Here is an 11787-nt window from a genome sequence, read left to right as displayed (position 1 = left end):
TACGCCACCCACGTTCGGAGACATTCGATGAAGTTCCCCCGCAAGCATGTGTCCTTGCCCCGCGCGCTCGGCGCCGCGGCCGCCGTCGTCTCCCTCGCGTTCCTGACCGCCTGTGGCGAGCCGGGTTCCGCCGGTGGCAACGACGGTGGCAGCAGCCCGACCGGCGGCACCAGCCTCGCCGCCTGCGAGGCCGTGCCCGGCGACGAGCTCGTCGTGCTCGACGACGACAAGCAGCTCCAGACCGTCGACAACATCATCCCGGCGATCAACGCGGCGGCGGTGGAGGGCGACGACACGCTGATCCCGCTCCTCGACTCCGTCTCCGCCGCCCTCGACACCGACACCCTCATCGGCCTGAACAAGGCCGTGGACGTCGACCGCCGCACCTCCGCGGAGGTCGCCGAGGAGTTCGTCGCCGACGCCGGCCTGGACAACCCCGAGCAGAGCGGCAGCGGCAAGATCGTCGTCGGCGCCGCGGACTTCGCCGAGAGCGCCACGCTCGGCACCATCTACGCGACGGTGCTCAACGCCGCCGGGTACGACGCCGAGGTGACCACCATCGGCAACCGCGAGGCCTACCTGCCCGCCCTGGAGGACGGCAAGCAGGTCCAGGTGATCCCCGAGTACGTGGGCACCCTGACCGAGTTCATCAACAAGGACGTCAACGGCGCCGACGCCGAGCCGGTCGCGAGCAGCGACCTCGACGCGACCGTCGAGGGCCTCACCGGCCTGGGCGAGGAGGTCGGCCTCGTGTTCGGGACGCCGTCCCCCGCGCAGGACCAGAACGCGTTCGCCGTGACCAAGGCCTTCGCCGACGAGAACGGCGTCACCACGCTCAGCGAGCTCGCCGAGACCTGCGGCGGCCTCGTGCTCGGCGGCCCGCCGGAGTGCACGGAGCGCCCGTTCTGCCAGCCGGGTCTCGAGGAGACGTACGGCCTGCAGTTCGCGGAGTTCCGCTCGCTCGACGCCGGCGGCCCGCTGACCAAGTCGGCGCTGCAGCAGGGCGAGGTCACCCTCGGCCTGGTCTTCAGCTCGGACGGCTCGCTGACCCCGTCGGAGTGACGACCCGCTGACCGCGCCCAGGCGCTGACCCGCCGGGTGCGGTCTGCGGATCGCGGCTAGCAACTCACCTTCGAGACCTAAGTTTCTTCGCTTTGAGCCTGCTCAAAGCGAAGAAACTTAGGTCTCGAAGTGGTTTGGGGGCCCGGACCTTGGGTCCCGGCCTCGGGGCAGAGGGCCCGGGTCAGAGGCCGTAGGACTCCAGGAAGCGGACCCAGACCTCGCTGACCGTCGGGTACGCGGGCACCGCGTGCCAGAGGCGGTCCAGCGGCACCTCGCCGACGACGGCGATCGTCGCGGCGTGCAGCATCTCGCCGGCGTCGGGCCCCACGAACGTGGCGCCCACCAGCACCCGGCGCTGCGTGTCGACGAGCACCTGGGCGCGGCCCGTGTAGTTCGGGCCGTCCACGCTGGCCCCCGCCATCCAGGACAGGTCGTACGACACGGCCTCGACGGGGATGCCGGCCGCCCGCGCCTCGCGCTCCGTCGGCCCCACCCAGCTCACCTGCGGCCGCGTGAACACGACCTGGACGCGCGCGCCGTGGTCGGCGGTCGCGGCATACCGCGACCACGGCTTGCCCTCCTGCCCGACGGCGGGCTCCGGGTCACCGCTCGTCGGGGAGCGGTCGCCGGCCTCCGTGCCGTACCGCGCCGCGACCACGTCGCCGACGATGCGCCCCTGGTACTTGCCCTGGTGCGTGGTCGGCGCCCGGCCGGTCACGTCGCCGCACGCGTACAGCCAGCCGCCGGGCACGCCCACGACCTCCAGGGACTCGTTGACGACGAGCGCCCCGCCGCGGCCCAGGCTCGACGCGTCCAGGCCCACGCTCTCCACGTTGAGGTCGGTCGTACGGGGCACCCGGCCCGTCGCGACGAGGATCTCGGCAGCGGTGACCGTCCCGCCGTCGGACAGCGTGACGGTGACCGGGCCCGCGGGCTCGTTGTCGCTCCCCGTGCCCGGCCGGTCCACCGAGGCGACACCGACGCCGGTCCGCACGTCGACGCCCGCCGCGCGCAGCGACTCGGCGACCATCTCGCCCGCGAACGGCTCGGCGTTCGACAGCAGGCCGCCCCGGGAGAGCAGCGTGACCTGCGCGCCGAGGTCCGTGTACGCGTTCGCCATCTCGACGCCCACCACGCCGCCGCCGACCACGACCAGCGACTCGGGGATCGCCTCGGCGCCCGTCGCCTCACGGCTGGACCACGGTGAGGCGGCCGCGAGGCCCGGCGTGTCGGGCAGCACGGGCACGCTGCCGGTCGCGGCGATCACGGCGTGCCGGGCGCGCAGCAGCCGGGTCCGGGGGGCCTCGCCCGTCTCGGCCTCCGCGAGGCCGCCGCCGGCGTCCTCGTCGTCGGAGCCGGAACCGGCACCCGCGCCGGCGCCGCTGGCCGAGGAACCGCCGGCCCCGTCCGCCGTCGGCAACGTGACCTCCACCAGCCGCTCGCCGGCGAGGCGGCCGTGCCCGCGCACGAGCGTCAGGCCCGCACCCTCGACCCACGAGACCTGCCCGGAGTCGTCCCAGTCGCTGGTGATCTCGTTGCGCCGTGCCAGCACGGCGGCGACGTCGGGCGCGCCCGGGTCGGCCAGCCCTGGCGTGTCGCGCGCCAGCGCGCGCACGGTGCCGGCGCGCAGCAGCACCTTGGACGGCATGCAGGCCCAGTACGAGCACTCACCGCCCACGAGCTCGGACTCGACGAGGGCGACGGACAGGCCGGTGCGGGAGGCGCGGTCCGCCGCGTTCTCGCCCACGGGCCCGCCACCGATCACGATGACGTCGTAGGTCTCGTCCGCCTGCTCGCCGGGTGTCTCAGGTGCGTTGTTCATGTCGCCATCCTGGACCTGACCCGCGTTACCGGTCTATCGGACGCGGGCGGAACGTCACGAGATGTCTCGTACGAGCACGACGTCGGGCGAGACCGGTCGGTCGAAGATCTCGTGGACGTCCGCCATGAGGTCGAGCACCAGGGCGTCGAGGCGCGCCGCGGCCTCGGGCGCGCCGACATCGCCCACGTGGCCGTAGACCGTCAGCGTGAGCAGGCCCCAGTGCCGAGCCGAGCACAGGTTCATCGCGTGCAGCAGACCGAGCGGCACGTCCGGCGGGAAGTCCGGGATGCCGAGCATCGCCTTCCGCGCCGCCCGCAGGTGGGGCACGAGCGCGGGCGGGAGCTCGTCGTCGGGGATCACGCGGCAGCCCGCCCGCCACCAGGCCAGGGCGATCGGCGCGAACACGGCGCCGACGCGCTCCAGCGCCATCAGCGGTGCGGGGCCGGACCCGTGGGACTCCTCGGCCGCCGCGACGCCCGGGCGGGAGATGCGCAGCCGGCCCGACATCAGCAGGTCGTACTCGTTGCGGTGGGCGAGGCACCAGCGGAACGTCGCGTGCACGACGGCGTGGCACTGCGCGCTCGGGTCGTCCGCGGGCTGGCGCGACCTGGCGTCCTCGACGGCGGCCAGCAGCTCGTCGACGACGTCCTGGTGGGTGGCGTGCAGCAGGCCCGGCCGGCCGTCGAAGTAGCGGTAGAGCCCCGGCGCCGCGATCCCGACGTCCTTCGCGACGGCCTGCATCGTGACGCCGTCCGCGCCGTGCTCGTCCAGCAGGCGGCGGGCCGAGGCCAGCGACTCCTCCAGCAGCGCGCGGCGCAGGCGGGCGCGGCGGCCCGTGGCGCTCGGCGACTCCCCGTCCGCGGGGTGCGGGCCCGCGGGGTGCGCGGCCGCCGGGTATGCGCCCTCCCGCGTCTCCGCTCGGCCGACGCCGGTCAGGCCCGCCTGCGCCGGACCCGGACCGTGCGCGGGCGTCCCGGCAGCGGGTGCACCGGCGTCGGGCACTCCAGCATCGGGCCTACCGGCGTCGGGCCCACCGGTCCCGGGACCGGACGCGAAGACCGGGTCGACGACGGCGGCGGCGCTGACGCCCAGGCCGAAGAGCGCGAGGTTGCGCGCGGTCAGGTCGTCCAGCAGGGCGGTGATGTAGCCGCGCCGGACCGGCCCGTCGGGTTCGGTGATGTGGCCGTACACCGTCATGCACAGCAGGCCGAAGGTGCGCTGCCAGGCCACGCGGCCGGCGGCGAGCAGCCCGAGCGGCGCGCCCGGGGGAACGTCCGGGTACGCGGCGAGCAGCACGTCGCGCCGCGCGGCCAGCTCGGGCGCCAGCTCCGGGCGGACGGGCTCGTCGAAGCGGGCCGCGCCGTCGGCCCACTGCCCGGCGAGCGCCGTGAACGTCAGGGCCGCCACCTCGTAGAACGTGCCGTTGCCGCCCTCGTCGCCCACCGGGGCGTCCGCCTCGGCCAGGCGCAGGTCGCCGCCGAGCAGCAGGTCGAACTCCCGGGGGTGCGCCACGCACCACCCGAACATGGCGTAGGTCAGCGCCTGCAGCGCGGCGGCGCGGTCGCCGGCCGGCTGGCGGGTCGTCGCGGCGCGGACGTGGGCCACCAGCTCGTCGAGCACGTCCCGGTGCGTCGCGCGCAGCAGGTCGGCGCGGCTCGGGAAGTAGCGGTAGAGCGCGGGCCCGGCGATGCCGACCTCCCGGCTGACCGCCAGCATCGTCACGCTCTCGACGCCGCCGTCGGCGAGGAGGCGACGCGCCGTGGCGATCGAGGTGCTCATCAGCTCCTGGCGCCGACGCCGTCGCGGCGTGACCTCTGCTTTGGTGCTCACGGGGCGTACTTGATCTCCGATGGTGACGACAATGTGGCACCAAGTCTCGCACGCTTCGGGCGCACAAAGATCACGTGGTGGTCGAACGTAGGGTTGGTCGCCGCATCACGCCTCTTGCAGCGACCAACCCTACGTTCAACCGATCCCCGCCCCGGGGCGGGGCGGGTAAGCGGGCGTCAGGCCAGGCCCGCTCGGCGGAGGGCGTCCGCCATGGCCGTGTCTGCCGGGGCCGGGCGGCCGCGGCCGCCCTGTCCGCCCTGGCCGCGCTGGCCCTGACCGCCATGGCCTCGGCCCTGACCGCCCCGGCCGCGACCGTCGCCACCCGGGCGACCGCCGCGCTGGCCACCGCCCTCGCCGCCGGACCCGGAGCCACCCGACCCGCCGGAACGCCCGCCGCCCGACGTGCGGCCACCGGGGGCCACGCCGATCTCGTCGTCCAGGCGCAGGGTCAGCGAGACCCGCTTGCGCTGCAGGTCGACGTCCATCACCTTCACCTTGACGATGTCGCCCGACTTCACGACCTCGCGCGGGTCGCTGACGAAGTTCTTGGACATCGCCGAGACGTGCACGAGCCCGTCCTGGTGCACGCCGACGTCGACGAACGCGCCGAACGCCGCGACGTTGGTGACCTGACCCTCCAGCACCATGCCGGGCACCAGGTCGCCGAGGGTCTCGACGCCGTCCGCGAAGGACGCCGTGGTGAACGCCGGACGCGGGTCGCGGCCCGGCTTCTCCAGCTCGGCGAAGATGTCGGTCACGGTCGGCAGACCGAACGTCTCGTCCACGAACTGCGTGGGCTTCAGCGTGCGCAGGGCGCCGCCGTTGCCGATGAGCGCCTGCACGTCCGCGCCCGACGCCGTCACGATGCGCCGCGCCAGCGGGTACGCCTCGGGGTGCACCGACGACGCGTCCAGCGGCTCGGCGCCGCCCGACACCTTGAGGAAGCCCGCGCACTGCTCGAACGCCTTGGGGCCCAGGCGCGGCACGTTCTTGAGCGACGCCCGCGACGCGTACGGCCCGTTGGCGTCCCGGTGCGCCACGATGTTCTCGGCCAGCGTCGAGGTGATGCCGGAGACGCGGGACAGCAGCGGCACCGACGCGGTGTTCAGGTCCACGCCGACGCCGTTCACGCAGTCCTCCACGACGGCGTCCAGCGACCGCGACAGCTTGGTCTCGGTGATGTCGTGCTGGTACTGGCCCACGCCGATCGATTTGGGGTCGATCTTCACGAGCTCGGCGAGCGGGTCCTGCAGGCGGCGCGCGATCGAGACGGCGCCACGGATGGACACGTCCAGGTCGGGCAGCTCCGCGCTCGCGTAGGCGGACGCCGAGTACACGGACGCGCCCGCCTCGGACACGACGGCCTTGGTCAGGCCGAGGTCCGGCACCTTCTTCATGAGGTCGGCGGCCAGCCGCTCGGTCTCGCGCGATGCCGTCCCGTTGCCGATCGCCACCAGGTCCACGTTGTGCTTCTGGGCCAGCCGGGCCAGCACGGCCAGCGACTCGTCCCAGCGGTTGGCGGGCTGGTGCGGGTAGATGGTCGCGTGCTCCACGACCTTGCCCGTGGCGTCGACGACGGCGACCTTGACGCCCGTGCGCAGGCCCGGGTCGAGCCCCATCGTGGCCCGCGTCCCCGCGGGCGCCGCGAGCAGCAGGTCGCGCAGGTTGGCGGCGAAGACGCGCACGGCCTCGTCCTCCGCCTCGGAGCGCAGCCGCAGCCGCACGTCGATGCCGAGGTGCACCAGGATCTTGGTGCGCCAGGCCCAGCGGACCGTGTCGTTGAGCCACCGGTCACCCGGACGACCCTGGTTGGCGATGTCGAACTGGTGCGCGATCGTGCCCTCGTACGACGTCGGCACGCCCTGCTCGATGCCCTCCTCCGGCTCGATCGTGAGGTCCAGCACGTCCTCCTTCTCCCCGCGGAAGAGGGCGAGGACCCGGTGGGACGGCAGGCTGGACAGGGCTTCGGCGAACTCGAAGTAGTCCGAGAACTTGGCGCCCTTGTCCTGCGCCCCGTCGCGGACGGCGGACAGCATGCGCCCGCGCTTCCACAGCCGCTCGCGCAGCGTGCCGATCAGGTCGGCGTCCTCGCCCATGCGCTCCACGAGGATCGCGCGGGCGCCGTCGAGGGCCGCGGCCGGGTCGGCCACGCCCTTGTCGGCGTCGACGTACGGGCCGGCCGTCGTCGTCGGGTCGAGCGACGGGTCGCCGATCAGCGCGTCGGCGAGCGGCTCCAGGCCGGCCTCGCGCGCGATCTGCGCCTTGGTGCGCCGCTTGGGCTTGTACGGGAGGTAGATGTCCTCCAGACGCGACTTCGTCTCCGCCGCCAGGATCTGGGCGCGCAGCTCGTCCGTGAGCTTGCCCTGCTCCTGCACCGACGCCAGGATCGCCGCGCGCCGCTCCTCGAGCTCGCGCAGGTACCGCAGCCGCTCCTCGAGGGTGCGCAGCTGCGCGTCGTCGAGGGTGCCGGTCACCTCCTTGCGGTAGCGGGCGATGAACGGCACGGTCGCGCCGCCGTCGAGCAGGTCGACCGCCGCGGTCACCTGCCCTTCGCGAACGCCCAGCTCCTCAGCGATGCGCTGGTTGATGCTTGCCAACGTCCCCTACCTCACTTCGTGCGTCGAGACCCCGTGCGTCGAGCCCACCCGGGTGGTCGGGACAGATTGTGCCCGGCGCCACTGACATCTGTCGCATCCGCCCACGCGTGTCAGACACACAGATCACCCAAGGGACCTGTGTGTCTGACACGTGGTCGGGGCGAGGCCGGGCTCGCAGGGCGGACGCCCCTTCTTCCAACTATTATTCTGATGAGCGAACAATAGTTCTGATACGAGTCGGACGGTTGGGGAGCGCGATGGACTGGAACCACCCCGAGCACGTCTTCGGGACGTCGCTCGAACCAGTAGTTCTCCAGGTGCTCTGGCGAACCACGTCGAGCATGACCGGGGCGCAGATACACCGCCTGGCCGGCACAGGTTCGGACCAGGGTGTCCGCCGAGCCCTGGAACGACTCGTCAGGTTCGGCATCGTGCGCTCCCGTCAGGCGGGACGAGCCACCCTCTACACGCTGAACCGGGAGCACCTGGCCTTTCCCGCGGTCGACGGCGCCTTCAGCGCGCTGCAGCCGGGCCGAGCCTTCCGGAGCCTCGTGGAAGCCATCGTCACCGAACACTTCCCGGACGACCCGGGGGCCGTGTCGGTGGCGCTGTTCGGTTCCGTCGCGCGCGGCGAGGCGCGGCTGGACTCCGACGTCGATGTGCTCGTCGTCGTTCCCGACTCGTACTCCGAACCTGCCCAGCGCGTAGCGGACGACCTCCGTGCGCTCGAACCACGGATCGGCCAGTGGATCCAGGTCTATCTCACCGACCCCGGCCGCCTCCGGGAGGCGGTCGAGACCCGGGACCCGATCGTCCAGTCGTTCCAGGACGACAGCGAACACCTGCACGGACCCGACGTACGCACCTATCTCCGAGGAACCACATGAGCCCGAAGCATCCGCCGCGCACCCGCTCGATGAGCCGCGGCGACGTCACGGTACGAGCCGCCACCGCTCGGAAGTACCAGGACGTCGCGGAGCTCGTCATGGGTGAGGACAGCGCGGACCGCCACGTGGCGGCGGGCCTCGCGGTGCTGGCCGCCATCGCGGCATCGGACGCGATCTGCGGGGCGACGCTCCGCGAGTGCGCCAGGGACCAGGACCACTCCCGTGCCGCGGATCTCCTGGCCACGGTGGCTCCCGACGGGAAGGAGCTCTCCGTACGCCTGCGCAAGGTCCTCGACGAGAAGACCGCCGCCCACTACGGCACCTCGTTCCTGAGCCCTCAGCAGAGCGCCTACATGGTCAAGCACTCCCGGTCGCTCGTGGACTCCATGGAGGGGTACGTGGGCCGACCCTGAACAGGGCAGACCTCCCTGCAAGACCGCACGCCACCGCGACAGATACAGACCGAACCCGAAGGCACACAGGGAGGTCGTCGTGCATCGTCGCGATTCAGTCGTAGGCCCCACCAGAGCACGTCGTCGCGCAACGATCGCGGCGTCCGTCGGCGCAGCATGCTTCCTCGCGCTGACCGCCTGCGCCCCCGCCACCGACGAGGCCGCCGCCGAGGGCCTGGAGCGCTCCGACGCCGCGCGCGTCGTCGTCGCCCCCGCCGACGCGACCGCCGGGCCGGACGCCGTCGCCGCGACCGAGGAGCTCGGCCTGCTCGCCCTGCGCGCGACCGCCGAGCCCGAGGACAACGCCCTCGTCTCCCCCGCGTCCCTGTCGTTCGCGCTGGCGCTGCTGGCCGAGGGCGCCCGCGGCGAGACGGCGGCGACCCTCGACACCGCGCTCGGGGCGGCGGGCGCGGACCGCACCGCGGCCTACAACGCCCTGCGGGGCGAGCTGGCGAAGCACGACGGCGACCCCGCCGTCGCCCAGGACGACGAGCTCCCGGAACGCCCCGTGCTGCACCTGGCGAACCAGGCGGTGCTGGACGACCAGCTCGTCGTCGAGCAGGACTACCTCGACGCGCTGGCCTCCGGGTTCGACGCCGGGGTGCAGCACACCGACCTGGGCGGCGGCGAGGGCAAGAAGGTGCTGGACGCCTGGGTGAACCACCACACGGGCGGCCTGATCGAGGAGTCGGCGATCCAGCCCGACCCGTCGCTGCGCCTGGTGCTGCAGAACGCGATCCTGCTGGCGGCGCGCTGGCAGATCCCGTTCGAGGAGTCGTCGACCGGCGACCAGGAGTTCACTGGCCCGGACGGCACGGCCCCCACCGAGATGCTGCGCGGCACGCGCCCGTGGGCCTACGCCGAGGCCGACGGCTGGGCCGCCGTCCGCCTCCCCTACGCCGAGGCGTTCCACGCGGACGTGCTCCTGCCCCCGGCCGGCACCGACCCGGCCGACGTCGACCCCGGGACGCTGACCGCGCTGACGACCGCGCTCGACGACGCGGCGCCTCAGGTGGTCGAGCTCGCCATGCCGACGCTGGAGCTCGAACCGCCCACCCTGGACCTGGCCCCGGCCCTGGAGCAGGCGGGCCTGGGCGGGCTGTTCGACGCCCCGGACCTGTCCGGCATCAGCACCGCCGAGCAGCTCCGGGTGAGCCAGGTGCTGCAGCAGGCCTACCTGAGCCTGGACGAGGAGGGCACCGTCGCGGCCGCCGTCACCGAGATCGCCGCCGAGACGACCAGCGCCATGCCCGAGGAACCCGCCGTCCGCATGACCGTCGACCGCCCTTACCTGCTGCGGATCGCGCACACGGAGACGCGCCTCCCCCTGTTCCTCGCGGCGGTCCGCAGCCCGCAGCACTGAGCCCACGCACCCGCCGCGCAGACCCCGCGGCGCGGCGGCGCGGACCATTGACCCGGGCATCCGACGCCAGTAGCGTGCGCACGCAAACGGGAGAAACCGCACCTCGTGCGGCCTGATCCCCTGAGCACGAGGAGGTGCGCATGGCGCTGTCGTTCCTCGACCGCGAGCACACGGTGGCCAAGCCCGGCTACAGCAGGTGGCTCATCCCGCCGGCCGCGCTGGCCATCCATCTGTGCATCGGCCAGGCGTACGCCACGAGCGTCTACAAGAGCGCGCTGGTCGCCCACTTCGAGTCGAGCCTCACCGCGATCGGCGTCATCTTCTCCATCGCCATCGTGATGCTCGGCCTCTCGGCCGCGGTGATGGGCACGTGGGTGGAGCGCGCCGGGCCGCGCGCGGCGATGTTCGCCTCGGCCTGCTTCTGGGCCTCCGGCTTCCTCGTCGGGGCGCTCGGCATCGCGACGTCGCAGCTCTGGCTGGTCTACCTCGGGTACGGCTTCATCGGCGGCATCGGGCTCGGCATCGGCTACATCTCGCCGGTGTCCACGCTGATCAAGTGGTTCCCCGACCGGCCGGGCCTCGCCACGGGCATGGCGATCATGGGCTTCGGCGGCGGTGCGCTCATCGCCTCGCCGCTCTCCCGCCAGCTCATGGCGGCCTACGACAGCGGCTACGACCCGTCCGACCCCACCTCCGTCGCCACCGGCGGCGCCGTCGCCTCGCTCTTCGTGACGCTGGGCATCGCCTACTTCCTGGTGATGATGCTCGGCGTGTTCACCGTGAAGGTGCCGCCGCCCGGCTGGACGCCCGCGGGGTTCGACGCCGCGGCGGTCGCCGCCAAGCCGATGGTCTCGACCGCGAACGTCTCCGCGGCGAACGCGATCAGGACCCCGCAGTTCTGGTTCCTGTGGACCGTCCTGTTCTGCAACGTGACGGCAGGCATCGGCATCCTGGAGCAGGCAGCGCCGATGATCCAGGACTTCTTCCGCGAGGACGGCATGTCCTCGGTCGCGCCGGCGACGGCGGCCGGGTTCGTCGCGTTCCTCTCGCTGTTCAACATGGCGGGCCGGTTCGTGTGGTCCTCGACGTCGGACTACATCGGCCGCAAGCCCACCTACGTCCTGTACCTGGGCGTCGGGATGATCATGTACGTGCTGCTGGCGACCGTCGGGCACACGTCCACGGTGATCTTCGTGCTGGTGGCGGCCGTGATCCTGTCGTTCTACGGCGGCGGGTTCGCCACGATCCCCGCCTACCTGCGCGACCTGTTCGGCACCTTCCAGGTGGGCGCCATCCACGGCCGGCTGCTGACCGCGTGGTCGGCGGCGGGCATCGCGGGGCCGCTGATCATCAACGGGTTCCTCGACGCCCAGGGCACGCCCGGTGAGCTGGTCGCCGCGGACTACCGGCCCGCGCTGTTCACGATGGTGGCCGTGCTCGCCGTCGGCTTCGTGGCCAACGCCCTGGTCCGGCCGGTCTCGGCGCGGTTCCACGAACGGCCGGGACAGCCGGACGAGCTCGTCGAGGGGAAGGTGTGACCATGGTCGAGCAGACCCAGGAGCCGACGGCGGAGCAGCCGCCCAACCAGACCCTGCGGCTGGTGCTGACCTGGCTGGTGGTGACGGTGCCGCTGGCGTACGGGCTGTTCCAGACCGTCCGGAGCGTGATCCCGCTGTTCACGGGGTGAGGTGGCGGGGCCCGGTCTGATACACGGCGCGGGCCTGTTTCGGCCGGTGCGGCCGGAATTCGCCGAGGATCGAACGTCATAGCCTGC

Annotated in this window: 9 protein-coding genes; 6 read left to right on the top strand and 3 right to left on the bottom strand. The window is 72.9% G+C overall.

The features are described from left to right. Positions 1 to 27 precede the first annotated feature (27 nt). Positions 28 to 1062 carry a glycine betaine ABC transporter substrate-binding protein gene (locus FHX71_RS02070; RefSeq protein WP_182614193.1) on the top strand — a complete coding sequence of 345 codons (1035 nt, stop codon included), beginning with the start codon at positions 28 to 30 and terminating at the stop codon, positions 1060 to 1062. A gap of 181 nt (positions 1063 to 1243) precedes the next feature. Here FHX71_RS02070 and FHX71_RS02065 read toward each other — a convergent pair whose 3' ends face one another. The 3 genes from FHX71_RS02065 to FHX71_RS02055 form a co-directional block, all read right to left on the bottom strand. Beyond that, positions 1244 to 2884, bottom strand: coding sequence for a dihydrolipoyl dehydrogenase family protein (locus tag FHX71_RS02065; RefSeq protein ID WP_182614192.1), 1641 nt, complete (start codon positions 2882 to 2884; stop codon positions 1244 to 1246). 54 nt (positions 2885 to 2938) lie between these two features. After that, positions 2939 to 4714, bottom strand: coding sequence for a TetR/AcrR family transcriptional regulator (locus FHX71_RS02060; RefSeq protein ID WP_182614191.1), 1776 nt, complete (start codon positions 4712 to 4714; stop codon positions 2939 to 2941). A gap of 176 nt (positions 4715 to 4890) precedes the next feature. Next, a complete protein-coding gene (locus FHX71_RS02055; protein WP_182614190.1) occupies positions 4891 to 7311 on the bottom strand; it encodes a Tex family protein in 2421 nt (806 codons plus the stop codon). 257 nt (positions 7312 to 7568) lie between these two features. Between FHX71_RS02055 and FHX71_RS02050 the strand changes: the two genes are divergently transcribed. From FHX71_RS02050 to FHX71_RS02030, 5 genes are all read left to right on the top strand, one after another. Beyond that, positions 7569 to 8198 (top strand): nucleotidyltransferase domain-containing protein, encoded by a 630-nt coding sequence (locus FHX71_RS02050; protein WP_182614189.1) that lies wholly within the window; start codon positions 7569 to 7571, stop codon positions 8196 to 8198. Continuing rightward, positions 8195 to 8611, top strand: a complete 417-nt coding sequence (locus FHX71_RS02045) for a hypothetical protein (RefSeq protein ID WP_182614188.1) — start codon at positions 8195 to 8197, stop codon at positions 8609 to 8611. Before FHX71_RS02050 ends, FHX71_RS02045 begins: the two co-directional genes overlap by 4 nt. 79 nt (positions 8612 to 8690) lie before the next feature. Next, entirely contained in the window at positions 8691 to 10013 is a 1323-nt protein-coding gene (locus FHX71_RS02040; protein ID WP_312876894.1) for a serpin family protein, read from the top strand. 140 nt (positions 10014 to 10153) lie between these two features. Then, the gene (locus FHX71_RS02035) at positions 10154 to 11551 is read left to right on the top strand and encodes an OFA family MFS transporter (RefSeq protein WP_182614187.1); all 1398 of its coding nucleotides are present in this window, start codon (positions 10154 to 10156) and stop codon (positions 11549 to 11551) included. Between the two features lie 2 nt (positions 11552 to 11553). Then, the gene (locus FHX71_RS02030; RefSeq protein ID WP_182614186.1) at positions 11554 to 11700 is read left to right on the top strand and encodes an MFS transporter small subunit; all 147 of its coding nucleotides are present in this window, start codon (positions 11554 to 11556) and stop codon (positions 11698 to 11700) included. Positions 11701 to 11787: the final 87 nt, after the last annotated feature.

It is taken from the genome of Promicromonospora sukumoe, assembly GCF_014137995.1.
GTDB lineage: Bacteria > Actinomycetota > Actinomycetes > Actinomycetales > Cellulomonadaceae > Promicromonospora > Promicromonospora sukumoe.
The sequence above is the reverse complement of the archived record's forward strand: the minus strand, read 5'-3'. Positions and strand labels throughout refer to the sequence as shown.